Genomic DNA, 23,404 nt, shown 5'->3' with positions numbered 1-23,404 from the left:
AACGTCCCAGACGATTGGAACGACGTAGCCCCCGGACCGCGGTATCGGTCCGGGGGCTACGTCGTTCGCGGGTTACCCACCCGCACGCGTCAGGCGACGAACTCCTTCAGAGATTCGTTGGCGTCGCGCTTGTTGGCGGTGACGAATCCGAAGGCCACACCGGCGGCGAAGACGATGAACGGGCTCAGGCACAGCAGCCAACCGGTCGCCGACATCTGCCACGATTCGAGGGCGCCGCCGGATGTACCACTGATGAGGCCGAAGCGGCTCATCAGCAGATACATGATGACGACCATGGACACCAGGCTGACGGCCGGCGCGATCAGCGTGTTCCAGAGCCGGGTGTCTTCGCGGGTACGTCGGAAATAGACGATGACCGCAACGCTCACCAGCGCCTGAACGAAGGTCAACGCGAGGATCGCCGTGATGGAGAACCAATAGAAGAGGTTCACCACCGGGTCGAGTTGGAATACCGCGAACGCGACGATGATGACGACGGCGACGGTGGTCTGCAGGAACGACGCGTTGGCGGGGACGCCGTGGCCGCGCGTGCGTCCGATCGCCTTGGGTAGCAATCCGGACCGGCTCATCGCGAAGAAGTAGCGCGTCGCTGAGTTGTGGAACGCGAGGACGCACGCGAACATGCTGGTCAGCAGCAGGACGCGCATGAGCGACGGCAACCACGAACCGACGTACTGGTCGGCGACGCTGAAGAGTACCTGGGTGGGATCGGCGAGCGGTACGCCGCCGACCGTCGTCAGGCTGATCGTCTTGTCGACTGCGTGGGAGGCACCCATGCCGCTCACCATGCCGAGGGTGACCACGGTGAACAGAAGCGTGATGATGGTGACCGACGCGTACGTCGCGCGGGGAACGGTCCGTCGCGGGTCGCGCGATTCCTCACCGTAGATCGCTGTCGCCTCGAATCCGATGAAGCCCGCGAATGCGAACGCGAAGGCGATGCCCGGCGCGCCGTCGGCGATCGCCGACGGACTGAACGACGCGCTGAAGTCGATTCCTTCTGGGCCGCCACCGTGGGCGAAGACCGCGATCGCGGTCAGGAGCATCGACCCGACTTCGGTGAGCAGGAGCACGCCGAGAACTTTCGCGCCGAACTCGACGTGCATCAGCCCGAGTATCTGGACCAGGGCGGCCGCCAGCAGCGACCACACCCACCACGCGAACGGGATGTCGGGGACGGTGGTGGTCATGACCGCGCCGAAGTATCCGTACACGGCAGCCTGGACCAGGCAGTACGACATCACCGACACGAACGCCGACGCCACGCCCCACGGCAGGCCGAGACCGCGGCCGATGTAGGCGAAGAACGCGCCGGCGTGGACCACGTGGTTGCTCATCGTCGCGTAGCCGACCGAGAAGACGAGGAACACGATGCCCGCGACGAGGAACGTGCCGGGGACGGCCGGTCCGTTGCCGATCGCGATGATGCTCGGGACCAGTCCCGTCATGCCCGCGATCGGTGCCGCGGCGGCGATGACGAAGAAGCAGATGCCGAACACGCCGATCGCATTGCGCTGCAATGACGACCCTTTCGCGTCGTGCTCGGCCTGGTCGGGGATGGGGTCGGGGGTGGAGGTCACTTCGCTCATTTGGTCCTCGTCGGGATCGTGGGTCGTCGGGGGATGGGACAGGGGTCAGTTCATCGTCAGCACGATGCGGCCGCGGGCCGTGCCGTCGCGCAGGCGCTGATGTGCTTCGTTGGCCGCGGCCAGGGGCATCGTCTCGACCACGTTGACGAGCTTTTCGCGCCGGGCGAGGTCGAGCAGTTCACGCAGGTCGTCGAGGCTGCCCCACACGCTGGTGGTGAACGACGCCTCGCTGGGCAGGTGACCGAACCCGAACGGAACCGTGCCCCCGAACATGCCGACCAGCACGACAACGCCTCCGCGGGCGACCACTTTCGCGCTGCCCGCCAACGTGGCGTCGGCGCCGACGAAATCGATGATCGAGTCGAACTTCTCGCCGGCGACGTCGTCGAACGTGCCGGCGGCGTCGGCGCCGAGTTCCAGGGCCGTCGCCTGTCGCGCGGGCAGGGTGTCGACCACGGTGACGTGGGCGTCGGCGAGCAGCTTGAGGTACTGAACGGCGTATTGTCCCAGTCCGCCGGCCCCGACGACGAGCGCCTTGCGCCGCGCCGTGCTCGACTCCGACAGCCCGATCGCGCGGCGGACGGCCCGGAATGCGGTCAGCCCGCCGCATGCGAGGGGAGCGGTCGTGACCGGGTCGAGGCCGTCGAGCGGCAATAGATACTCGCGATGCGGAATCCGCATCCGAGGGGCGTAGCCGCCCGGATCCAGGACGCCGGCCTCATGGCTGTCGGCGCAGATCATCTCCAGGCCGGCCGAGCATTGTGCGCACTCGGCCTTCCGGCAACCCCACGGTGCGTAGACGAGGACGGGCCCCAGGTCGGCGTCGACGCCAACTACCTCGTGTCCGAGGATCAACGGTGTCCGCCCGATGCTGCCTTCGACCACGTGCAGATCGGAGTGGCACACGCCGCACGCGGTGACGTCGATGATCGTCTCGCCGTTCCCGGCGACCGGATCGGGAACGTCTTTGCTGATGAGAGGCGTATTCGGCGCCTCGATGACCATGGCTCGCATTTGTCTGGGACCTCCATTTTTCACAATTTCCAGCCGTTGTGATCTGCGTTACGATACTTTATCGTTTAGAGAATATCTAGGATTGAGGAAGGAGGGCTCGATGGCTGACGCCGAGGCTCGCACACTAGGCGAATGCGCAAAGATCGCGTCCGACAACAACATCGGCACCGTCGCTTGCATGTTCACTGACACCTGGGGCATCCCGAGAGGTAAGCGCCTGCCGCTGGACCAGTTCTTGCGGGGCGCGGGCTTCTCGATGGCGGGGGTGGCGTTCTCGTGGACGCCGCGGTCGGACATCCTGCCGACGCCCTGGGCCGAGATGGACAGCGAATTCCGCGACATGAATCTCGTGCCCGACCTGAACTCCTTCCGCGTGGCGGGCTGGACCGAGGGACTCGCGGTGGTGATGTGCGACGCGATCGACCCGGTCAGCCACGAAGCCATCCCGATGGACGCGCGCGGAATGGTCAAGAAGTCGCTCGCCGAGTTCGCCGACGCCGGCTACAGCGTCAACATGGCACCCGAACTGGAGTTTCATCTCTTCAACGACGACTGGTCGCCGGTGTCGGATCAGACACTGTGCTATTCGATGGATCGCGCCGACGAACTCGAGACCGTCATCGGCGGCATCCGCGAAGCGCTGCGCCGCAGTGGTATCGACTGCGAGGCGAGCAACGTCGAGTACGGCCAGTCGCAGGTCGAGATCAACCTGCGTTACGGCGAGGCGCTCGCCTCGCTCGACGAGACCATTCTGTTCCGCCACATCACGAAGGCCGTCGCCCGCAAGCACGGTTACCACGCCACCTTCATGGTCAAGCCGATCAACGGCGGAGCGGGCTCCGGTATGCATATCCACCAGAGCCTGGTCGACGGCAGCGGCGAGAACGCCTTCGCCCGGGTCGACGATCCGTCGCACCCGGTGACCTCGCAGGTGATGCGCGACTACGTCGCCGGTCTGCTGACTCATCAGCTGGAGCTGCAGGCGATCGCCATGCCGACGCTGACCTCCTACAAGCGTGCCGAGGACTACTCGTTCGCTCCGACGCAGGTGTGCTGGGGGTTGGACAACCGGCTGGTCGGTGTGCGGTGCCTGACCGGTATCGGGCCGGGCACCCGCGTGGAGGTTCGCTGGGGTGCCGCCGACGCGAACCCGTACCTGCTGGCTCAGGGGTATCTGCAGGCCGGGCTCGCCGGTATGCGCGAGCATTACACGCTGCAGAACATCTCCAGCGGCGATCCGCACGCCGACACGAGCCTGCGCCGGGTGGCGCTGTCACTCGAATCGGCCGTCGACACCTTCTCGGCGAGCCCGTTCGCCCGACGGGTGTACGGCGACATGTTCGTCGACACCTTCACGAAGATGCAGCACGACGAAATGGCCGCGTTCGCGGCACACGTGACCGATTGGGAGTTCAAACGGTATGCCGACATCTTCTGATGCCGCACGGGTCGCGGTGCTCGTCACTCATGAGGCGGCGGGCGTCGACGACACCGGCATCATCGGCGATTATCTGGCGACCCGCGGCTGTCGGGTGATCCGCCACCAGGTGTTCGCGACCATCGAGGCGCAGGACCCGAACGTGGACCTGCCGTCGCTCGACGGTGTCGACCTGGTCATCGTGTTCGGGTCGACCGAGCACGCGTGGGAAGAAAAGTCCCGGCACTGGGTCGACGTCGAGACGGCTTGGGTTCGCTCGGCGCTCGACCGCGATATCCGGGTGGTCGGAATCTGCTTCGGAAGTCAGATCCTGGCTCTCGCGCTCGGCGGGGCGGTCAGGCCGACCGGCCGGGTCGAGGCCGGCATGCTCACCTTCGACGTCGAAGACGGCTGCCCGGTAGCGGCCGGACCATGGTTCTCGTGGCATAGCGACATCGTGTCGATTCCCGACGGCGCGACGCGGTGGGCGTCGAGCACGGTCGGTCCGCAGGTGTTCACCCACGGCACCGCGCTCGGCATGCAGTTCCATCCCGAGGTGTCCCACGAGCTGGCGTTGGAGTGGATCGACGCCTGGCCGAACAGCCTGCCCGACGACGTGTCGCCCGAACAGTTCCGTGAGCAGGTGGCGGCACGCGTGGAGGAGTCCCAGGCGGGGTGCCGAGCGATGCTGGACTGGGCGCTCGACGGCGCACGCGTGTCATGAAACCGCCGCGTACCAGGCCGATCATCGCAATGCCCGGACGCTTCAGCCGTTCGGCGTCGGCGCTTCGCTACGAGGCGGTCGTCAATGCCCGCGCCTTGCTGCAGGCCGTCTACGACGCGGGCGGCGACCCGGTCACGGTTCTGCCGACGCCATTGGACCCCGACGATCCGGCCGGTGACATCGCCGGCCGGCTCGCCGGTTTCGACGGCGTGTTGATGCCCGGCGGCGCCGACGTCGATCCCCATCTCTACGGCCAGGAGGCCGACGGTCACACCGATCCCGCCGACGCCGTGCAGGACGAGTTCGACCTGGCGGTCCTGCGGCACGCCGTCGACACCGCGTTGCCGCTGATGACCGTCTGCCGGGGGACCCAACTGCTCAACGTCATGCTGGGCGGCACACTCGAGCAGGACATGGCCCGGCCGCACCAGCACACCATCGTGAGCCTCGAACTGCCCGCGCATTCGGATCTCACCGCACGGCTCGGCTCGGCCGATCTGGACGTGCCGACGACCATGAACGTCAGCTGCTACCACCACCAGCGGATCGCCGAGCTCGCCACCGGCCTGACCGCGATCGCGACGTCGGACGACGGGACCGTCGAGGCCGTTCGCGCACCCGATCTGCCCGGTTGGGTGCTCGGTGTGCAGTGGCATCCCGAAGACACCGCCGTCGGCGACGTCTATCAGCGAAGGTTGTTGGAGACCTTCATCGCCGCGTGCCGAGCGGCCGCCTGACCTCAGCCACCATCACGACGTAAGGATTGTCATGAAACTCGAGGACATCGACCTCACCGACCTGGACCAGTTCTCCGGCGGCATCCCGCACGAGGCGTTCAAGCTTCTGCGCGCCGAGGAACCGCTGTTCTGGAACGACGAAACCGACGGAAACAAGGGCTTCTGGTCGGTCACCCGGCACGCCGACGTGTGGGCTGTCGACAAGGACCCGGAGACCTTCTCCTCGGCGCAGCAGAACACTCTCGAAGAGCTCGACGAGGAGAACTTGATCATCCGTCGATCGATGATCGACACCGACGGCGCCCGGCACTGGGCGCTGCGGCGACTGTTGATGCGCGAGTTCAGCCCCCGGGCGGTCGCCAAGTACTCCGAGTTCCTACACGCGCTCACGGCCTCGGCGCTCGACGAGGCGATCGCGCTGCGCGAATTCGACTTCGTGGAGCAGGTCAGCGCCGACATCCCGATCCGTGTCTTGGCGCGGATGCTCGACGTCCCCATCGACGACACCGACAAGCTGATCGACTGGGGCAACCAGATGATCGCCAACTCCGACCCGGACTACGCCGACGTGTTGGCCGGCAGCGAGGAATCCGAGAAGTACAAGCACCTGCCGTTCCGGTCGCCCGCCGCGTTGGAGGTGTTCGAGTACGGCTTCCGGCTGGCCGCGCAACGGAAGGGCGGCAACGGCACCGACCTGGTGTCGAAGCTGATCAACACGACGCCCAGCGACGGCATCCCGCTGTCGGATCTGGACTACCAGAACTACTTCGCGCTGCTGATCATCGCAGGCAACGAGACCACCCGCCACACGATCTCGCACACCGTGAAGGCGCTGGCGCAGCACCCCGACCAGTGGGCGATCCTGAAGAAGGACCCGTCGTTGGTCCCGAATGCGGTCGAGGAGTTTCTCCGGTGGGCCTCGCCCATCCAGTACTTCCGCCGTACCGCGACGCGCGACGTCGAATTGCACGGCAAGACCATCAAGAAGGACGACAAGGTAGTCATCTGGTTCTCGTCGGGCAACTACGACGAGCGGGTGTTCGACAATCCGTACGAGTTCAACGTGCTTCGGCAGGACGTCGACCACGTCAGCTTCGGAAAGGGCGGTCCGCACTTCTGCCTGGGCAATCAGCTAGCCCGGCTGGAGATCCGCATCGTCATCGCCGCACTGCTGGAACGGCTCGAGTCGATCGAGCTGCTCGCTGAGCCGTCGCTGGTCCGGGCCAACCTGGTGCACGGCATCAAGAAGATGCCGGTCCGCCTGCACCCGGATCCGTCGTACTCGCCTGCCTGAGGTAGGTGGCGACCCGGCACCCCGCTGGTTGAGCCGGGTCGCCCGCACTGCCAGACGACGATGGCCGCGACCCCGTTCGGGTCGCGGCCATCGTCGTCGGTGCGGGCTGTGCGCCTCAGCGCAGCACGAAGGGGTCACCCACTGGCGAGTCGTCGGCGTTGATCCACACCGACTTCGGCTGCGTGAACTCGGCGAATCCGTCCATTCCGTTGACCCGCCCGTAGCCCGACGACTTGGTGCCGCCGAACGGCATGGCGAAGTTCATCGCGCGGTACATGTTGACCCACGCGGTGCCCGACACGAGCCCGCGGATCACCCGGTGCGCTCGGGTCAGGTCGTTGGTCCAGACGCCCGCCGCCAGGCCGAACTCGGTCGAGTTGGCCAGGCCGACGACCTCGTCCTCGTCGGAGAAGGTGGTGACCGCGAGGACCGGACCGAACAGCTCGGATCCGAAAACGTCCATCTCCGGCGTCACCGATCCCAGAACGGTCGGGGAGTAGAACCAACCCTGTTCGGGAGCTCCGCCGTCGGGACCGCCGGCACGCAGGTCGGCACCCTGCGCGAGTGCCGTGTCGACGCCGTTGCGGACGCCGGCGAAGATCTTCTCCTGCGAGATCGGTCCCATTTCAGTTGCCGGATCGGTCGGGTCGCCGAGGTTGATCACCTTCGCGCGGGCTACGACGGCGTCGACCAGCTGGTCGGCGATCTTCTCGTGGACGAGCAGTCGGGAGCCGGCGACGCAGGTCTGGCCGGCTGCGGCGAAGATGCCCGCGATGACGCCGTTGGTCACCTTGTCGACGTCGACGTCGTCGAAGAAGATGTTGGCCGACTTTCCGCCGAGCTCGGTGACGACCGGCTTGAGGTGTTCGGCGGCGCGCTTGGTCACGATCTTTGCCGAGTCGGGGCCACCGGTGAAGAAGATCTTTCGGACGTCGGGGTGCACGACGATCGCGTCGCCCGCTTCGGCGCCGTACCCGTGGACCACGTTGAGCACGCCGTCGGGCAGGCCGGCATCCTTGGACAGTTCGCCGATCCGGCCCAGCGACAGGCCGTTGACCTCGGGTGTCTTGACGACGACGGTGTTGCCGGCGGCGAGCGCCGGTCCGATGCTCATCGCGCCGAGCAGGACCGGCGAGTTGAACGCGGGAATCACGCCGACGACGCCGAACGGTTCGCGGATCGTGAAGCTGGTGATCGACGGCGAGTCCATGGGCACCTGGCGACCCTCGTTGTGCATCGCGAGCGAGGCGAAGTAGTGGAACCAGCCGCGCATGCTCAGGTGCTGGCCGCGAACCTCGCGGATCACCTTGCCTGCGTCGCGCGATTCGAGGGCGGCGAGTTCGTCGGCGTGGTCGGCGATGAGATCGCCCAGGCGCCACAGCGCCTCGGCGCGCGCCGACGGTCCGGCACGCAACCAGCCCGGTTGTGCTCGTGCGGCGGCGTCGACGGCGGCCGCGACGTCGGCCTCGGTGCCGCGGGCCAGCTCAGCCCAGGGGGCGGTGGTCATCGGGTCGAGGGTGGGCAGGTACTCGCCGGACACCGAGGCGGTGCTCCGTCCATTGATCCAGTGATCCGCGCGCATCGCGGTAAACCTCCGTCAGGTCATGGCGCGCGGGTCTGATCACCGTCTAGGTAGTGAAGTAACCCGCGCTTTCGAGGGCGTCGGCGGCCTTGCGGCCGTTGACGATGAGATGCTGCTCCATCGCGGTACGGGCAGCTTCTGCGTTGTTGTCGGTCAGGGCAGCCAGGACGGCGTCGTGTTGATCGGCGGCGTCGCTGTGCCAGTCCGGGATGAGGTTGCCGAAGTGGTCCATACCGCGGGACATCGGGCGAAGGACCGAGCGCAGCCGGCGAGAACCTCCGATGAGGTTGATCATCCCGTGGAACTCCTGATTGAGAGCTTCCTGTTCCTCGGGGTCGAGGCTGGATCGCATGCGTTCGTTGGCGGTCCGCAACTCGTCGAGCTGGGTCGGGGAGATGACCTCGGCCGCGCGAGCTGCCGCGATGCCTTCGATCTTGCCGCAGATCTCGAAGTAGTCGAGCACGTCCATCCGGTCGATCGTCTCGACGTAGTAGCCGCGTCGTGCCTCGGTGCGGACGAGCCCTTCGGCAGTCAGGGCGATCAGCGCTTCACGGACCGGCAGCTGGCTGACGCTCATGTCGCCCGCGATCGCCAGGACGTCCAAGCGACTCCCTCGGGGGAGTTCGCCGACGAGGATGGCGTTGCGGATGACATCGGCGACCTCTTCGCGCATTACCGGGCGAGGAGGAAGCTTGCGAGCATTGGACAGCGGGCCAGTCATATTTATCAACTATAGGGGGTGGGCGTGCGACGGCCCGGTCAACCCGGCGTGGATTCAACTGTCGGTTCCTTTCAGATCTCCATTGATTTTTTATCGTAGATCAAATAGCGTCGGCTGTCGACGGATTCTTGTTTCGAACAGACGGAAAGTAGGCATGAGCTGATGAGCGATTCGGTTTTGGCCGGCGTGTGGGCCCGAATCACTGACCTGACCATCGAACGCGGTGAGGGAACGTGGGTCGAGACAGCAGACGGCCGGCGCTACCTGGACGCGACCGCGGGGATCGCGGTCTGCGCGACCGGCCACTGCCACCCGAAGGTCGTCGAAGCCATCCGCGAGCAGGCGGGCCGGATCATTCACGCGCAGGTGAACTGTTATCACCACGATCTGCTCGAACCGCTCGGTCGCCGCCTGCGCGACCTGACGCCGCCGTCGATCGAGAAGTTCTTCTTCAGCAACTCCGGCGCGGAAGCGGTCGAAGCGGCGATCAAGCTCGCCAAACAGTTCACCGGCCGAACCAACGTCATCGTCTTCACCGGATCGTTCCACGGACGCACCCACCTGACCGGGGCCATGACGACGTCGAAAGCCACCTACCGGCTCCGCACCCAACCGGTACCGGCCGGCATCTTCGCGGCACCGTTCCCCGACTTCGTCCGCTATCCCGACGAGGACGCCGAGATCGACCGGTGTCTGGAACAGCTGGACTTCATCCTCGACGCACAGTCGGCGCCGTCGGACACCGCCGCGATGATCATCGAGCCGGTGCAGGGTGAGGGCGGCTACCGTCCGGTGCCACAGCGGTTCATGAACGGCATCGCCGAGATCTGCCGGGCGCACGGCATTCTGCTGATCATCGACGAGGTGCAGACCGGCTTCGGTCGTACCGGCACCACCTTCGCCATCGAGCAGTTCGACGTCGAGCCCGACATCTTCCTGATGGCCAAGGGCATCGCCTCCGGCATGCCGATCAGCGCGGTGGGGGCGCGCGCCGAGATCATGGACTCCTGGGTGCCCGGCTCGCACGGCGGCACCTATGGCGGCAACCCGATCGCCTGCGCCGCGGCACTGGCGACGATCGACGTCGTCACCGACCCCGAGGTGATGACCGGCGTCACCGCCCGCGCGGCGCAACTGCGCGGCGCGCTGGACGAACTCGCCGCGCGCTACGACGGCATCGTCGACGTCCGCGGACTCGGGCTGATGCTGGCGATCGAGTTCGCAGATCCCAGCACCGCGCCGACGGTCATGAAGGAATGTTTCGAACGCAAGCTCATCGTGACCACCGCCGGACGCAACGGGGCCGCCATTCGCTGGATGCCGCCGCTGGTCATCACCGCCGCCGAACTCGCGCAGGCGATTTCGATTTTCGTCGACGCCGTCGACGCAGTGCTCGGCTGACCCCAACCAGCCGACGACGCCGGGGCGAGTGGAGAACTCCACTCGCCCCGGCGTTCGCGCGTCCGATTCTGCTATCCGGCTCAGCTCAGGTCAGCTCGACGCCGAGCTCGGCCAACACCGCGTCGGTGTGCTGGCCGATGGCGGGAACCGCTCCTATCGCGTGGTCCAGGCCGTCCATCGTGACCGGCGGGATCAACGCTGGCGCGTCACCGCTCGGCGTCGACACCGTGCGCCACCGGTTGCGGGCCCGCAGCTGCGGGTGATCGGCGAACTCGATCATGTCGCGCATCCGTGCGTTGGCGATGCCGATGGCGTCGAGTCGCGACATCAGGTCGTCGACGCTGTAGCCGCGGGTCGCCGCCGATACGGCCTCCTCGACTGCGGGGCGATTGGCCACACGCTCGGGATTGGAGGCGAACCGTGGATCGTCGGCCACCGATTCGTCGCCGATCAGCTCGGCGCACAGCTTGACCCATTCGCGTTCGCTCTGCACGGCCATGAAGACGGTGCCGTCGGCGGCCGGGAACGGACCGTACGGTGCGATGGTCGCATGCCGCGGGCCCGAACGCGGTGGCTGTCCCATCCCGGTGGCGTAGTACATCGGCTGTGTCATCCACTCGCCGAGTGCCTCGAGCATCGACACTTCGATGGTCGCGCCGTCGCCGGTGCGCGCCTGTCGGAGCAGTGCGGTCAGCACCCCCGAGTACAGGTACATTCCGGCGCAGATGTCGGCGACGGAGATCCCGACCTTCGCCGGCTCTTCTCCGCCGGTCACGCTGAGCAGGCCGGCCTCGCATTGCAGCAGCAGGTCGTAGGCCTTGCGTTGTTCGTCGGGACCGCCGCGTCCGTACCCGGTGAGCGACGCGTGGATCAGCCGTGACTTGCGTGCCCGCAGGGCGTCGGCGCCCAGGCCCATCCGATCCAGCGCGCCCGGCGCCAGATTGCCGACGACCACGTCGGCCCGGTCGCACAGGGCCAGTGCCGCGGCGTGCCCGACGTCGGACTTGAGATCGAGGACCACGCTTTCCTTGCCGCGGTTGAGCCAGACGAAGTACGACGACTCGCCGCCGACGCTGCGGTCGTATCGTCGGGCGAAATCTCCTTCGGCGCGTTCGACCTTGATGACTCGCGCACCGAGGTCGGCGAGCTGCCGAGTCGCGAAGGGCGCCGCGACCGCCTGCTCGAATGTGACGACGGTCAGCCCGGTCAAAGGTAGGTCGGACACTTCTGCTCCCTCAAGTTGATGAACGATAAACTATCGTAAGGCACGCGAGCGGCGGACGGAAGGTGGCCGATGTTGGTGTGGGGAGTCGAAGACCTCGACGGGTAGTGTCGAACGCGAAATCGCACCCAATCTAGATTGAGGGACCATGACTGAATCTGCCCACAGTCCGGCCGGCGGCGCGCCCATCAAGCTGGTCAGCCGGGTGTCGGCCATCAACTGGAATCGCGTCCCCGATGAGAAAGACGCCGAGGTCTGGGACCGGTTGACCGGCAATTTCTGGTTGCCGGAGAAGGTGCCGGTGTCTAACGACATCCCTTCCTGGAACACCCTGACCGAGCATGAGAAGCAACTCACCATGCGGGTCTTCACCGGCCTGACGCTGCTCGACACCATTCAGGGCACCGTTGGCGCGGTGTCGTTGATCCCCGACGCCACGACTCCCCACGAGGAGGCGGTCCTCACCAACATCGCCTTCATGGAATCGGTGCACGCCAAGAGTTACAGCTCCATCTTCTCCACGCTGTGTTCGACCAAGGAGATCGATGAGGCGTTCCGCTGGTCGGAGGAGAGCGAACACCTGCAGCGCAAAGCCCACATCGTCATGGACTATTACCGTGGCGAGGACCCACTCAAGCGCAAGGTCGCCTCGACGTTGCTCGAGTCATTCCTGTTCTACTCCGGTTTCTATCTGCCGATGTACTGGAGCAGCCGCGCCAAGCTCACCAACACCGCCGACCTGATCCGGCTGATCATCCGCGACGAGGCCGTACACGGCTACTACATCGGCTACAAATATCAGCGCGGTCTGGAGACCCAGTCGCCGGAGCGTCGAAATGAGTTGAAAGACTACACCTTTGAACTCCTGTTCGACCTCTACGAGAACGAGACCGACTACACCGAAGCCCTCTACGACGAAGTCGGCCTGACCGAGGACGTCAAGAAATTCCTGCGCTACAACGCCAACAAGGCGTTGATGAATCTCGGCTACGAGGCGATGTTCCCGCGCGACGAGACCGACGTGAACCCGGCGATCCTGTCGGCATTGTCGCCCAACGCCGACGAGAATCACGATTTCTTCTCCGGCTCGGGCAGCTCCTACGTCATCGGCAAGGCCGTCAACACCGAAGACGAGGACTGGGACTTCTAGAGTTCCCGAACTTCAGTTGTAGGTGGCTTGGGCCGCCGGATCCGACCATGGACTCGGCGGCTCGCGGCGTCTAGGTCTTGCGGTACACGATCATCTCCCGATCCACCGCCCGACGCAGCTCCTGAGTCTCGATGCATGCCGCGGCGAAGACGGTGAGCAGCAACCACAAGACGATCGCCGACATCAAGACGAGCACGAATGCCGCCCAGGTGCCGCCGGTGATCTGGTTGCTCGCCGCCTGGCGCGCCCACAACTGCCAGAAGATGATCAGGTTGACGGTGAGGCCGACGCCGTAGGACACCCCGAACGAGACCAGATACGGCAGCCACGTGCCGTCTTTGAGGCGGGCCGACACCGGCTCCTGACGCAGTGGCGATACGACCGAGAGCACGTTCGCGATACCCGTCCAGGTGAACATCATCACCAAGAACTGGTCGATCAGCGGGATGAGCTTCAGATCACTGGGACCCAATGCCAACAGCGCGATGGCGGGGATCCCAGTGATCGACATCAGCCCGATCATCGTCAGATTCTTCACCACCAGAATTCGCCAGACTCGCTCCCCCGACCACAGGAGCAACCGCGTGCGGCCAGCCTCGAAACACAACGCATTGGTGCACACGACGCTGCCGATCATTGCCGAGTAGAGATACAACATCAGTTGTGCCGCAGTGTAATTCGACCATCCGCTGAACTCATAGAAAGCAACCATGCCGACACTGATGCCCAAGGTGATGACCAGCCGGAGCAAGATGGAGTGCGGCTTCTCGGCGACCACGTGACGCAGCTCGCCGCGCATCCGGCGAGGCAGGTCGAGCAGGCCCGCCCAAACCCGTGCGGCGATGGTCTGCAGTTCGACGCTGTGACCGTTGCCGATTCGGGGCGGCTTGCGGGCCGGTGCGTCCGCCGACGGCGGATTCTCCGCCATCGCCACGATCGCACGCGCGGTGGCGACCCGCGCCGCGTGGGCTGCCGCGAACGCTGGATCGTCCGGCCCGTCGAGATCGTCGGACTCGACGACGGCGCGTGCCTCGTCGACGACGGCAGCGAGGTTCGCGAGATTGTTCCACGGCGCTCCGCGTTGCGCGGAGTCGAACCTGTTCGCCAGCGAGACGAGCCGGCGCACCTCTTCGATTGCGGTCATCGGTCGATCTTTTCATGCGCCACACCGCAGTTCGCGTGTCGATGGGCATGGTCGGGGGCGATAATGAACCCCATGAATTTGTGGCAGGGTGACACCGCGTTTGAGTCGCGACCGAACAAGATCGTCACGCTCGACGGCGCGGCGCGGCGCAAGGTGGTCGGGCGGAGCTCGCTCGGAAAGTGGGACCCCGACAAACGCGGACACGATTCGCTGCAAACGATATTGGCGCAGAACAGCATTCGCGATCAGAACCTCTTGCCGCTGCGTCATGGCCGGATGGCGGCGACGCCGTGGACCTACTACCGCGGAGCCGCCGCGGTGATGGCGGCGGACCTGGCGTCGGCGCCGCACACCGGAATCATGGTGCAGTTGTGCGGCGACGCGCACGTGTTGAACTTCGGTCTGTGGAACACCCCGGAACGCAATCTCGCATTCGACCTGCGCGACTTCGATGAGACGCTCCCGGGACCGTTCGAATGGGACGTCAAACGATTCCTGGCCAGTCTGGTGATTCTGGCTCGGGAGAACGGTGTACCCGACGTTGCGCAGACTGCGGTAACCGCTGCCTACGACGGGTATCGGGAATGGATCGGCAAATACGCGACGTGGCCGGAGCTCGATATCTGGTACGACAGCGTCAGCACCGAGCAACTCGTCGGTTACGCCACCACCGACGACGACCACCGCCTCGACGAGCTGATCGAGAAGCGAGCGGCGAAACGGTCCAGCCGCGGCGCTTTCAAGAAGCTGACCAGCGTCGTCGACGGTGTGCGGCGAATATCTGAAGACCCGCCGTATCGTACCCACGCCCTCGCCGAGCATTACGACGAACTCGAGGCGATCGTCAGTCAATATCAGGATTCGATTCCCGACCACATCTCCAGCCTCTGGTCTCGATTCGACCTCGTTGACGCGGTACAGCAGGTGGTCGGCGTCGGGAGCGTCGGAATGCGTGTGTTCCTCACCCTCAGTGAAGAGCGACGCACGCAGGATCCGATCTTCTTGCAGATCAAACAGGCGGGTCCATCGGTCTACGAACAATTCCTCGGCCCCAGCCAGTACGAGAATCACGGATCGCGCGTCATCCACGGCCAACGGATGATTCAGAGCGCGACGGACATGTTCGTCGGCTGGACGTCGATCCACGGTGTCGCCGACGCCGGGCCGCTCGACTTCTACGTCCGCCAGTTCCGCGACGGCAAGGTGATTCCGAAGGGCGACATGATCGCGCCCCGTCTGGCGCAGTTCGCATCTGCGTGCGGGCATGTTCTCGCTCGCGCGCATGCCCGCAGCGGCGACGCCAAAGCGATCGACGACTACCTCGGTAAGTCGGTCAAGGCCGCAGATGCGTTCTCCGCCTTCGCTTTCGCGTACGCCGACCAAAACAATCGCGATCATGCTCAACTGGCGAAGGCTGTCCAAGACGGTGAGGTTCCCGCGGTCGAGGGCTGGCCATGAGTCGGCGGTGGTGTGCAGGCGGCCGGGACCGTCAGTGTTTGATTTCTTCCTCGTTGACCGGGCCCCAAATGTTTATGGTGGCGATGTCGACTTCCCAGGTCCTCGGGTACTGCGGGTAGGTCTCGTGCCATGGGCGGGGTTCCCAATAGCCTTTGGATTCGTCGTGGATGACGTCGAGCTGGGTGAAGAGTTCGATCGTGTTACCGTCGGGGTCTTTGTGATAACTGAATAGGTTGTGGCCGGGCCCGTGCCGGCCGGGCCCCCAATGCAGTCGGAAATTATTCTTGGCGAGGTGATCGATCATCGTGATCAGGTGATTCGGGTCGCGCATTTCGAAAGCTATATGATGCATGCCCGTTTTGATGGTGCTTTGCAAGAAGTTCGCTGCGTGATGGTCTGCGTTGCACCGGAGGAATACGAAGAAATCGCCGATTGTGTCTGACCATCGAAAGCCCAATAGGTCCTGGTAAAACGACTGCATTTGTTCGAGTCCGGTAGTGAACGCGGCAACATGGCCAAGTTTGGTGGGGCGCAAGGTCGCCCGTCCGTCGACACCACTTTCCGTTTGGTTCTCGAATAAGTGGAGGTCGACGCCGGTTGCCGGCTCCTTCAGGACCACTACGTCAGGGGTTCCTGGGGCGATGTCTGATCGTCGTTCGACTTCGTAGCCAGATTCGCGAAGATTCCGGTACGCGTCGTCGAGCGGGCCGCGTACTTCATAGCCCACGTTGCTGCGTGCCTTGGTCTCTCCCTTGCGGATCACAATGCTGTGGTGATCGGCGCCGGTCGTCAGGTATGCATACTCCGGTGACTGCTCGACGACTGCGAAGTCGAGCAAAGATGTGTAATACCAGACCATGCGTTCGACATCAGGCGTGTCAAACGTGACGTAGCCGAGCTTAGACACTGGAGCCGCGGGGCGTGATATCTGCTCGGCTGAACTGCTCTCGGTGGACATAGGGGTGCCTTTCTGGTGGCTGCTGCTTATTGAGTGGGCTCGGTGAGGAGTGCGACTCGGCCCACGTTGCCGCTGGATCCCACGTATTCGTGTGCCAGCGCGGCGTCGGTAAGGGAGAAGGTTCGGTCGACGACGCTGCGGAATCCAGCCCGGACCTCAGCCCACAGTCGTCCCGCGGCGATGAGGTCACCTGATCGAACGCCGATGACCCGCTGGCCGAAGGTATAAAGACGTCGAAGGTCCAATTGGACGAGTCCGCCCAAGAACGCCCCGGAGGTAACCATGGCTCCACGCGGAGCCAAGGTGGACATTCCCTTGTCCCACAATTGTGGATCGCCGAGGTTGTCCACGATCAGATCGGCTCCGTGTCCGCCGAATGCGGCGTGTGCGTCAGCGACGAACGACGGTGAGTCCGAGTCGAGGACCATATCAAAGCCCAATTCGCGCAGCCGTGCACGTTTGACATGGTGCCTCGACGTCACGATTACCTCTGCCCCGAGATGTTTGGCGAGCAGAGCCGTAGTCGAGCCCAGGGCTGAACTCGCGCCCTGAACTACGACACGCTGGCCGGCTTCGAGACCGGCCCGGGTGAACTGATTCATCGCCACCACGCCGGCGAGTGCCAGCGCGACGGCCTCGGCGGGGTCTAGCCCGTCGGGAACAGCGAACACATTCGTGGCCGGAACCGCTATGTAGTCGGCGTCCGCACCGGGTGTATGAGTGCCGATGATACGCGCTGTGGGGGACAGTTCCGCGTAGCCGGATTTCACGTAGGGGCAGTCGGGGTCGGTGATCACCGGGAACGTCGCAACGTGGTCACCGATTGCGAACCCCTGCACATCGGACCCGAGCGCGGCGATGATACCGGTGTGCTCGGCACCAAGTATGTGCGGAAATGTGAACGCCGCATAGGGGTGTTTTCCCGAACGCGCCACCAAATCGAGAAGGCGACCCACACTGACTGCAGCGACCCTGATCAAGACCTCGGCGGGGCCCGGCCGAGGTGTCGGTAGGTGTTCGAGGCGAAGTACCTCAGGTCCACCGAACTCGCGAAGAGTGACGGCACGCATGGTAGAAGGTACCGGGCGTACCGTCGGCCAGGGACGGATTTGGTCTGCTGCAGTTGTGATCATTTGCGCACCACCTTATTTGAGATGCGGCCGATACCTTCGATCTCCACGGCGACGACGTCACCGGGCTTGAGGAAGTCCTTTCGCGGCATCCCAACGCCGGCGGGGGTTCCGGTGAGAACGATATCGCCGGGCTCCAGTGTAAGAAGACGACTGGCCGCAGCAACGACCCGGAATACGTCGACGACCATCTGTGAGGTGTTCGAGTCCTGCTTGGTGACGCCGTTGACGTCCAGCCGGATCGCGAGAGATTGGGGGTCGGGGACGAGCCAAGAAGGAACCAGTCCCGGTCCGATCGGACAGAAGCCGTCTTGACTCTTGTGTCCGAGCCAGTCCCAGTCGAAGGCCGGAAACACCGAGCCGTCGCGATGGAAGACCCCACGGTCAGAGATGTCGTTGGCCACAATGTAACCGGCTATCACGTCAGTGACTTCGGTGTCGGCCAAATCGGCGCACCGGCGCCCGATCACGACGCCGAGTTCGGCTTCCCAATCGACCTGTGAATAGCCGTTGTCAGCGATCGCGATCGTCGCATGAGGACCTACGATCGTCGTCGTCGGGGTCTTGAGGAAGAAGAAGGGCTCAGCGGCCGGGTCTGGGCGTTCGGTACCCATCTCCTCGGCGTGGTCGTAGTAGTTGGCTCCCGCGCAGATTACTTTGTGGGGGTAGGTCAGCGGCGCGGTGACTTGCGCATCCGCTATCTCGGTCAGACTGGTGGGGTCGAGTTGCCGAAGTTCTCGGGACCAACGTTCCCAGTCCTGCACCAGGTCCAGCACGCTGAGCCCGGACATCGGTTCGGGAACACCGAAGGTGCGCCCGTCGACGTGAATCCCGGTAGCCACCGTGTCACCGGGGGTCTCGCGATACTGTACCAATGCCCACGCGGCGGTGATCATTGTTGAACCTTCGGCATGGGGCAAGTGGGTGGTCATGCGGCCAGCCACCCGCCGTCAACAGGGACAACCGCACCATTCAAGTAGGACGCTTCTGACGAACACAGCCACGCAACGACCTTGCCTATTTCGTCGGGTTGCCCGTAGCGACTGAGGGTTGTTCGACTCACCACAGACTCCATGATCTCGGTGGGCACCGACGCCGTCATCGCTGTCGCGATTGGACCGGGCGCGACAGCGTTGACTCGGATTCCTCGTTCGCCGTAGTCAATGGCGGCGGTCCGAGTGAGTCCTACAACTCCGTGCTTACTTGCGCTGTAAGCAGACTGGTTTGGAGCCCCGGCCATCGACCACACCGATGCGGTGTTGACGATGGCCCCGGAAGTCTCCACGAGATGGGGTATTTGGTACTTCATGCACAAGAACACCCCGGTCAGATTGACTGCGATGACCTTGCGGAAATCCTCCTCACTGACGTCGGCCAGAGGTGCCGGACTGAATGTGCCGGCGTTGTTGTGCGCGAAGTCTAAGCGCCCATACTTTTCGAGCACGTGCGCGACCGCCGATTGAACCGATCGGCCGTCGGAGACATCGGTGTGGATTGAAATCGCGGCGCCTCCGCCCCGGCGTATCGCTGCGGCCGTTTCTTCGGCGTCATCGTCGAGTACGTCGCAAATCGCAACTGCCGCCCCGGCATCGGCGAACACCCGTGCTGTCGCGGCACCTATGCCGCGCCCAGCGCCGGTGATCATGGCGACTTTACCAGTGAAGTCGTTCATGTGAGTTCCTTTCACGCGGCACTGTAGCCGCCGTCGACAACCAGCGCGCTGCCGGTTACAAACCCTGACGCCGAGGAGGCGAGCCACAGCACGCTTTCGGCGATTTCGTTGACTTCCGCAATTCGCCCCAATGCATGCATGGAGTACATCTTGTCCATGAATCCCGAATCGGTGGCAGCGACCTCTTCAATCATCGCGGTGCGCACGACGCCGGGACAGATTGCGTTGATCCGGATGCCGAGCGCCGAATATTCAAGCGCTGCGGCTTTAGTCAGACCGATGACGCCATGTTTGGAGGCGACATAGGACGCTTGGAACGGCAATGCGACCTGTCCTAGCGCTGAAGCCGTATTTACGATCGATCCACCGCCGCGTGCCAGTAGGGCCGGTATCTCGGCGCGCATGCACTGCCATACGCCAGTCAGGTTGACATCGATAACGCGTTTCCAGTCGTCATCGGTCATATCGGCTATCGCGCGGCCGGCGGCTTCGACGCCTGCGTTGTTATGTGCGATATCCAAGCCCCCGAAGTTGTCGTGAGCAGCGCGAACCATTGATGCGACCGAATCGGCATCGCACACATCGGTAAGCTGGAAAACCGCGGCCGATCCTGGCGGCAAACCTCGCAGGGTGGCTTTGCCGGCGGCTTCGTCGCGATCGGCGATGACGACTGATGCTCCCTGGGAGACGAAAGCATGCACACAGGCCTGGCCGATTCCGCTGGCGCCACCGGTAACGATCGCTACTTTGCCATTGAGCTCGCTGTACTCAGGCATAGACGGGCGCCAAATCGAAGTAGACTCGGTAGTCATCAATCTTTCCCGTTGGCGTCAGACGCCAAATACTGACGACCGGAATGGTGACTTGCTGACCGTCGAGTCGGTGATAGGTCACGCTGAGCTCGACAATGGTCTGCTCACCGACGGTCCATTCATTGAGGATGGTGTGTGCCAGGGCGCCCACCGTGGCATAGAACTCACGGACACCGGTCCGGATCTGCTCAGGTCCGACCATTGCCGGATTGTTGCCGAATACCAGCGAGCCGTTGTCGGTGAACAGGTCGCCGAGTGTGTCGAGATCCTGCCCGTCGATGACGGCGAACACCTCGGTGGCCGTCGGGTGATGGATGGTGGTCATTTATTCTCCTTCAGTTCCGCGCGAAGCGCTTCGCTTCGAGGGCGTCATCGCCACGCCGGGCACGGCCCAAGCTATAGTGTATTCACTTTGTTGAATGATGTGTGATGTGTGATGTGGAGTTTGGGGTGAGTGCAGCGCTTCGAGGCTGCAATCGCTAGGGGCTAGCTCGGGGCAACCGTGCGCGGAGCGGCGATGCGCTCGCGGACCGCGTCCAGCGTGGAACGGACCGCATCGAGATAGTCCGATTGCATCTGCTCGCCGAAGGCGGACTCTTCCGGGCTCCCATCGTCGAGGCCGTCGACAACCAGTCTGAAAGAGAATCTGAGAATGTCCTGGCCGTCGTCGTCGACGGCGATCTCGTTGTCGATCGTGCCCCGTGCGGCCCCGTGGGTCCGAACGAAATGCACCAACCTCTTAGGGTAGAAGGTCACTACTTCCCGGACTGGCCCTTTGTGTTCGATGTCGCGGATCAGGCCGCCTTCGAAGCGATCCACTACTGTGCACGCGGTGATCGCGGCGACGTACGGCAGGGGATTTTCGGCCTTTTCCACCAATCCGGCCCAGACATCATCGACTGTCAGCGGTGGCTGACTGCCATCGTTCATTGGAATTGTGCGGCTGATCTCGATCACGGTGCGTCTCCTCGGGAAGCCCGCGCAGGGTGCGCGGATGTAAGTGTGACGGGCAACACTGTAGCTCCTTTCGACTCATAGTGTCTACACTTTGGCGGATCTTTCTTGGAGCTGATGCGTGCGGTTGCGGCCGCGCTGTCAATGTGTATACTCTTTGGCATCGTGTTCCAGCTCACAGTGCTGGACGAGCTTCCGGAAAGGATTCACGCGATGCTGAGAGTCGAGTCTCGTACGCAGACGACGATCAAGACCATGCCGGCGCCGAGAAATGCGTGGTACGCCGCAGCCTGGGACCGCGAGGTCACCCGCCAGCCATCCCCCGTACGCGTTGACGGGATTCCGCTGGTTCTCTATCGCACCGAGGATGGCCGACCGGTGGCACTCGCCGATGCGTGCTGGCACCGTCTCGCTCCGTTGTCGATGGGACAGTTGGTGGGTCGCGACGGGATCCGGTGCCCGTACCACGGAATCGTGTATGACTCGGCCGGGCGTTGCGCTGCGATGCCTGCTCAAGAGGTTCTCAACCCGAGCGCGACGGTGCCGTCTTATCCGGTGGTCGAACGGGACCGGTTCGTTTGGGTGTGGCTCGGCGATCCGTATGTCGCCGACCCGCAGACCATCCCGGACATGCATCAGATGAATGACCCGGCATGGGCGGGCGACGGTGAAACCATTGCGCTGAGTTGCAACTACCAGTTAGTGCTGGACAATCTGATGGACTTGACTCATGAAGAGTTTCTGCACACCAGCAGCATCGGTGGTAGAAACATCAGTACCTCTGATTTCGATGTCGCGCACGATGATCGAAGCGTCACTCTCACGCGCTGGATGGTCGATATCGAACCGGTGCCGTTCATGCGGGCTCAGATGCAGAACAAGTTCCCCGGTTTTGAGGGCAATGTCGATCGGTGGCAGATCATCCACTATCAATTCCCTTCCACCATCTGTATCGACGTGGGAGTCGCGAAGACGGGAACTGGTGCTCCCGAAGGGGATCGCAGTCACGGGATCAACGGATACGTGATGAACACTATCACCCCCGAGACCGACACCAGCTGTCGCTATCACTGGGCTTGGATGCGCAACTACTTGACGGACAGTCAGCTCTTGACTACGCAGATTCGCGACGGAATTCGGGGGGTATTCACTGAAGACACCGCGATGCTGAACGCTCAGCAACAAGCGATCGACGCCAATCCCGACTACGAATTCTACAATCTCAACATCGATGCCGGCGGTATGTGGATTCGCCGGCTGATATCCCGCCGGCTCGAAGCTGAAGGCCTGCTGGCCTCGCAAGACTGACCAAAGGACGGACCTGACCATGGCCGCGACCAACAAGGAAGTATGGCAATTCGGAACAGTCGTATCGATCGCTGATGTCGCGACAGATACACGTCGTATCGTTCTGGAAGTATCCAATCCAGCGCCCGCTCAACCCGGATCGCATGTTGACATCGCAGTAGTGATCGGTGGCCACCGCCACATTCGGTCGTACTCGATCGTGGAGTCACTCGGCAACGACCGCCAGCTTGCCATCACGGTGTTCAAGACTGCGCATTCACGCGGCGGCTCAGTGCGCATGCACCAACTCACTGTGGGCGACCGCATTGAGCTTACCCAACCCTTGCAGAACTTCCCGCTACGTGTTGGCGCCCGCCGCTACGTTCTTGTTGCCGGTGGAATAGGAATTACCGCGGTGCTCGAAATGGCCCGGGTCCTCAAGCAGCTTGATTTCGACTACCAGCTAGTGTACGTAGGCCGTTCCAGATCTGCGATGGCATACCTCGAATTGCTACAACAGGTGCACGGCTGTCGTCTGACAATTCACGTCGATGACGAGAACACGTCTCTTGATGTCGGGGTTCTCATCGAAGGCATCGATGAAGACACCGAACTGTATGTCTGCGGCCCTATCAGGTTAATGGACGCGGTGCGCTGCAGTTGGGGAAATGCGGGGCTGCCCGCCGGGAATCTCCGATATGAAACGTTCGGCAACAGCGGCTGGTTCGATGCTGTCGAGTTCATCGTACGCATTCCGCGCCTGGAGGTTGAGGCTCGCGTAGGTGCCGGCGAATCGATGCTTCATGCGCTAGAGCACGCCGGCGTCGACATGATGTCGGACTGCCGCAAGGGCGAGTGCGGCCTGTGTGAAGTGAAACTGCTCGAGGTGAACGGCACCGTCGACCATCGCGATGTCTTCTACAGCGCCCAGCAACGCGGCAAGAGCCGGCGGATGTGCTGTTGTGTTTCACGAATAACCGCTCCCGGCTCGTCGGGCACGCCTGGAGCCACGCCGGTCGTCACGATCGACGTGTCATGACAACACTCAGGAACGGCATGACCACTACATATGAGAACATCGCCCTTCCCATGCTTGTGGGCGGACACGACGTCGCTG

The 23,404-nt window shown here is 63.7% G+C and carries 22 protein-coding genes; 9 read left to right on the top strand and 13 right to left on the bottom strand.

The window, feature by feature from the left end; genetic code table 11:
- Positions 1 to 89 precede the first annotated feature (89 nt).
- Entirely contained in the window at positions 90 to 1,610 is a 1,521-nt protein-coding gene (locus tag HH308_RS12370; protein ID WP_170194515.1) for an APC family permease, read from the bottom strand.
- A gap of 45 nt (positions 1,611 to 1,655) precedes the next feature.
- Positions 1,656 to 2,624: an alcohol dehydrogenase catalytic domain-containing protein gene (locus HH308_RS12365; RefSeq protein WP_170194514.1), complete on the bottom strand. Its 969-nt coding sequence runs from the start codon at positions 2,622 to 2,624 to the stop codon at positions 1,656 to 1,658.
- Positions 2,625 to 2,724: 100 nt separating this feature from the next.
- Here HH308_RS12365 and HH308_RS12360 point away from each other — a divergent pair, with 100 nt between their 5' ends.
- Genes HH308_RS12360 through HH308_RS12345 form a run of 4 tightly spaced genes read left to right on the top strand, consistent with a single transcriptional unit; the run spans position 2,725 to position 6,796 of the window.
- Positions 2,725 to 4,062: a glutamine synthetase family protein gene (locus HH308_RS12360; RefSeq protein WP_170194513.1), complete on the top strand. Its 1,338-nt coding sequence runs from the start codon at positions 2,725 to 2,727 to the stop codon at positions 4,060 to 4,062.
- Positions 4,046 to 4,765 carry a type 1 glutamine amidotransferase gene (locus HH308_RS12355; protein WP_170194512.1) on the top strand — a complete coding sequence of 240 codons (720 nt, stop codon included), beginning with the start codon at positions 4,046 to 4,048 and terminating at the stop codon, positions 4,763 to 4,765. Before HH308_RS12360 ends, HH308_RS12355 begins: the two co-directional genes overlap by 17 nt.
- Positions 4,762 to 5,502 carry a gamma-glutamyl-gamma-aminobutyrate hydrolase family protein gene (locus HH308_RS12350; RefSeq protein WP_170194511.1) on the top strand — a complete coding sequence of 247 codons (741 nt, stop codon included), beginning with the start codon at positions 4,762 to 4,764 and terminating at the stop codon, positions 5,500 to 5,502. Before HH308_RS12355 ends, HH308_RS12350 begins: the two co-directional genes overlap by 4 nt.
- A gap of 31 nt (positions 5,503 to 5,533) precedes the next feature.
- Positions 5,534 to 6,796, top strand: a complete 1,263-nt coding sequence (locus HH308_RS12345) for a cytochrome P450 (protein WP_170194510.1) — start codon at positions 5,534 to 5,536, stop codon at positions 6,794 to 6,796.
- 115 nt (positions 6,797 to 6,911) lie between these two features.
- Here HH308_RS12345 and HH308_RS12340 read toward each other — a convergent pair whose 3' ends face one another.
- The gene (locus HH308_RS12340) at positions 6,912 to 8,378 is read right to left on the bottom strand and encodes an aldehyde dehydrogenase family protein (protein ID WP_170194509.1); all 1,467 of its coding nucleotides are present in this window, start codon (positions 8,376 to 8,378) and stop codon (positions 6,912 to 6,914) included.
- 46 nt (positions 8,379 to 8,424) lie between these two features.
- Positions 8,425 to 9,099, bottom strand: coding sequence for a GntR family transcriptional regulator (locus HH308_RS12335; RefSeq protein ID WP_170194508.1), 675 nt, complete (start codon positions 9,097 to 9,099; stop codon positions 8,425 to 8,427).
- Between the two features lie 162 nt (positions 9,100 to 9,261).
- On the opposite strand from HH308_RS12335, the gene HH308_RS12330 reads away from it, so the two are divergent.
- Positions 9,262 to 10,500: an aspartate aminotransferase family protein gene (locus HH308_RS12330; RefSeq protein WP_170194507.1), complete on the top strand. Its 1,239-nt coding sequence runs from the start codon at positions 9,262 to 9,264 to the stop codon at positions 10,498 to 10,500.
- A gap of 85 nt (positions 10,501 to 10,585) precedes the next feature.
- Here the strand turns inward: HH308_RS12330 and HH308_RS12325 are convergent, their stop codons facing one another.
- A complete protein-coding gene (locus tag HH308_RS12325) occupies positions 10,586 to 11,725 on the bottom strand; it encodes a CaiB/BaiF CoA transferase family protein (RefSeq protein WP_170194506.1) in 1,140 nt (379 codons plus the stop codon).
- Positions 11,726 to 11,870: 145 nt separating this feature from the next.
- Between HH308_RS12325 and nrdF the strand changes: the two genes are divergently transcribed.
- On the top strand, positions 11,871 to 12,872 hold the full coding sequence (gene nrdF, locus HH308_RS12320) for a class 1b ribonucleoside-diphosphate reductase subunit beta (protein WP_170194505.1): 1,002 nt from the start codon (positions 11,871 to 11,873) through the stop codon (positions 12,870 to 12,872).
- A 70-nt stretch (positions 12,873 to 12,942) separates the two neighbouring features.
- Here nrdF and HH308_RS12315 read toward each other — a convergent pair whose 3' ends face one another.
- The gene (locus HH308_RS12315; protein WP_170194504.1) at positions 12,943 to 14,016 is read right to left on the bottom strand and encodes an ABC transporter permease; all 1,074 of its coding nucleotides are present in this window, start codon (positions 14,014 to 14,016) and stop codon (positions 12,943 to 12,945) included.
- Positions 14,017 to 14,088: 72 nt separating this feature from the next.
- Here HH308_RS12315 and HH308_RS12310 point away from each other — a divergent pair, with 72 nt between their 5' ends.
- Positions 14,089 to 15,474: a DUF2252 domain-containing protein gene (locus tag HH308_RS12310; RefSeq protein WP_170194503.1), complete on the top strand. Its 1,386-nt coding sequence runs from the start codon at positions 14,089 to 14,091 to the stop codon at positions 15,472 to 15,474.
- A 31-nt stretch (positions 15,475 to 15,505) separates the two neighbouring features.
- Here the strand turns inward: HH308_RS12310 and HH308_RS12305 are convergent, their stop codons facing one another.
- The 7 genes from HH308_RS12305 to HH308_RS12275 all read right to left on the bottom strand — a co-directional run bounded on the left by HH308_RS12305 (position 15,506) and on the right by HH308_RS12275 (position 21,003).
- Positions 15,506 to 16,432, bottom strand: a complete 927-nt coding sequence (locus HH308_RS12305; protein ID WP_170194502.1) for a VOC family protein — start codon at positions 16,430 to 16,432, stop codon at positions 15,506 to 15,508.
- Positions 16,433 to 16,458: 26 nt separating this feature from the next.
- Positions 16,459 to 17,502, bottom strand: a complete 1,044-nt coding sequence (locus HH308_RS12300) for a quinone oxidoreductase family protein (RefSeq protein WP_170194501.1) — start codon at positions 17,500 to 17,502, stop codon at positions 16,459 to 16,461.
- A gap of 59 nt (positions 17,503 to 17,561) precedes the next feature.
- Positions 17,562 to 18,458 carry a fumarylacetoacetate hydrolase family protein gene (locus tag HH308_RS12295; RefSeq protein WP_170194500.1) on the bottom strand — a complete coding sequence of 299 codons (897 nt, stop codon included), beginning with the start codon at positions 18,456 to 18,458 and terminating at the stop codon, positions 17,562 to 17,564.
- A 32-nt stretch (positions 18,459 to 18,490) separates the two neighbouring features.
- The gene (locus tag HH308_RS12290) at positions 18,491 to 19,234 is read right to left on the bottom strand and encodes an SDR family NAD(P)-dependent oxidoreductase (RefSeq protein WP_170194499.1); all 744 of its coding nucleotides are present in this window, start codon (positions 19,232 to 19,234) and stop codon (positions 18,491 to 18,493) included.
- An 11-nt stretch (positions 19,235 to 19,245) separates the two neighbouring features.
- Positions 19,246 to 20,010 (bottom strand): SDR family NAD(P)-dependent oxidoreductase, encoded by a 765-nt coding sequence (locus tag HH308_RS12285; protein WP_170194498.1) that lies wholly within the window; start codon positions 20,008 to 20,010, stop codon positions 19,246 to 19,248.
- On the bottom strand, positions 20,003 to 20,371 hold the full coding sequence (locus tag HH308_RS12280) for a nuclear transport factor 2 family protein (RefSeq protein ID WP_170194497.1): 369 nt from the start codon (positions 20,369 to 20,371) through the stop codon (positions 20,003 to 20,005). Before HH308_RS12280 ends, HH308_RS12285 begins: the two co-directional genes overlap by 8 nt.
- 161 nt (positions 20,372 to 20,532) lie before the next feature.
- Positions 20,533 to 21,003, bottom strand: coding sequence for an SRPBCC family protein (locus HH308_RS12275; protein WP_170194496.1), 471 nt, complete (start codon positions 21,001 to 21,003; stop codon positions 20,533 to 20,535).
- Between the two features lie 210 nt (positions 21,004 to 21,213).
- On the opposite strand from HH308_RS12275, the gene HH308_RS12270 reads away from it, so the two are divergent.
- Together HH308_RS12270 and HH308_RS12265 are read left to right on the top strand one after the other, a co-directional pair.
- Positions 21,214 to 22,308: an aromatic ring-hydroxylating dioxygenase subunit alpha gene (locus HH308_RS12270; RefSeq protein WP_170194620.1), complete on the top strand. Its 1,095-nt coding sequence runs from the start codon at positions 21,214 to 21,216 to the stop codon at positions 22,306 to 22,308.
- 19 nt (positions 22,309 to 22,327) lie between these two features.
- The gene (locus tag HH308_RS12265; protein ID WP_170194495.1) at positions 22,328 to 23,326 is read left to right on the top strand and encodes a PDR/VanB family oxidoreductase; all 999 of its coding nucleotides are present in this window, start codon (positions 22,328 to 22,330) and stop codon (positions 23,324 to 23,326) included.
- Positions 23,327 to 23,404: the final 78 nt, after the last annotated feature.

Origin of the sequence: Gordonia asplenii (genome assembly GCF_012933505.1) — a bacterium.
Lineage (GTDB): Bacteria > Actinomycetota > Actinomycetes > Mycobacteriales > Mycobacteriaceae > Gordonia > Gordonia asplenii.
Note: the sequence above shows the minus strand (reverse complement) of the source record. Positions and strands in the feature narration are given on the sequence as shown.

Excerpts from the sequence above, each read along its gene's own strand:
- HH308_RS12285 (WP_170194498.1), bottom strand. The coding sequence starts at position 20,010 with ATGCCTGAGTACAGCGAGCTCAATGGCAAAGTAGCGATCGTTACCGGT.
- nrdF (WP_170194505.1), top strand. The coding sequence starts at position 11,871 with ATGACTGAATCTGCCCACAGTCCGGCCGGCGGCGCGCCCATCAAGCTG.
- HH308_RS12330 (WP_170194507.1), top strand. The coding sequence starts at position 9,262 with ATGAGCGATTCGGTTTTGGCCGGCGTGTGGGCCCGAATCACTGACCTG.
- HH308_RS12370 (WP_170194515.1), bottom strand. The coding sequence starts at position 1,610 with ATGAGCGAAGTGACCTCCACCCCCGACCCCATCCCCGACCAGGCCGAG.
- HH308_RS12340 (WP_170194509.1), bottom strand. The coding sequence starts at position 8,378 with ATGCGCGCGGATCACTGGATCAATGGACGGAGCACCGCCTCGGTGTCC.
- HH308_RS12290 (WP_170194499.1), bottom strand. The coding sequence starts at position 19,234 with ATGAACGACTTCACTGGTAAAGTCGCCATGATCACCGGCGCTGGGCGC.
- HH308_RS12300 (WP_170194501.1), bottom strand. The coding sequence starts at position 17,502 with ATGCGTGCCGTCACTCTTCGCGAGTTCGGTGGACCTGAGGTACTTCGC.
- HH308_RS12365 (WP_170194514.1), bottom strand. The coding sequence starts at position 2,624 with ATGCGAGCCATGGTCATCGAGGCGCCGAATACGCCTCTCATCAGCAAA.
- HH308_RS12305 (WP_170194502.1), bottom strand. The coding sequence starts at position 16,432 with ATGTCCACCGAGAGCAGTTCAGCCGAGCAGATATCACGCCCCGCGGCT.
- HH308_RS12265 (WP_170194495.1), top strand. The coding sequence starts at position 22,328 with ATGGCCGCGACCAACAAGGAAGTATGGCAATTCGGAACAGTCGTATCG.
- HH308_RS12280 (WP_170194497.1), bottom strand. The coding sequence starts at position 20,371 with ATGACCACCATCCATCACCCGACGGCCACCGAGGTGTTCGCCGTCATC.
- HH308_RS12315 (WP_170194504.1), bottom strand. The coding sequence starts at position 14,016 with ATGACCGCAATCGAAGAGGTGCGCCGGCTCGTCTCGCTGGCGAACAGG.
- HH308_RS12355 (WP_170194512.1), top strand. The coding sequence starts at position 4,046 with ATGCCGACATCTTCTGATGCCGCACGGGTCGCGGTGCTCGTCACTCAT.
- HH308_RS12310 (WP_170194503.1), top strand. The coding sequence starts at position 14,089 with ATGAATTTGTGGCAGGGTGACACCGCGTTTGAGTCGCGACCGAACAAG.
- HH308_RS12360 (WP_170194513.1), top strand. The coding sequence starts at position 2,725 with ATGGCTGACGCCGAGGCTCGCACACTAGGCGAATGCGCAAAGATCGCG.
- HH308_RS12335 (WP_170194508.1), bottom strand. The coding sequence starts at position 9,099 with ATGACTGGCCCGCTGTCCAATGCTCGCAAGCTTCCTCCTCGCCCGGTA.
- HH308_RS12345 (WP_170194510.1), top strand. The coding sequence starts at position 5,534 with ATGAAACTCGAGGACATCGACCTCACCGACCTGGACCAGTTCTCCGGC.
- HH308_RS12350 (WP_170194511.1), top strand. The coding sequence starts at position 4,762 with ATGAAACCGCCGCGTACCAGGCCGATCATCGCAATGCCCGGACGCTTC.
- HH308_RS12295 (WP_170194500.1), bottom strand. The coding sequence starts at position 18,458 with ATGATCACCGCCGCGTGGGCATTGGTACAGTATCGCGAGACCCCCGGT.
- HH308_RS12270 (WP_170194620.1), top strand. The coding sequence starts at position 21,214 with ATGCTGAGAGTCGAGTCTCGTACGCAGACGACGATCAAGACCATGCCG.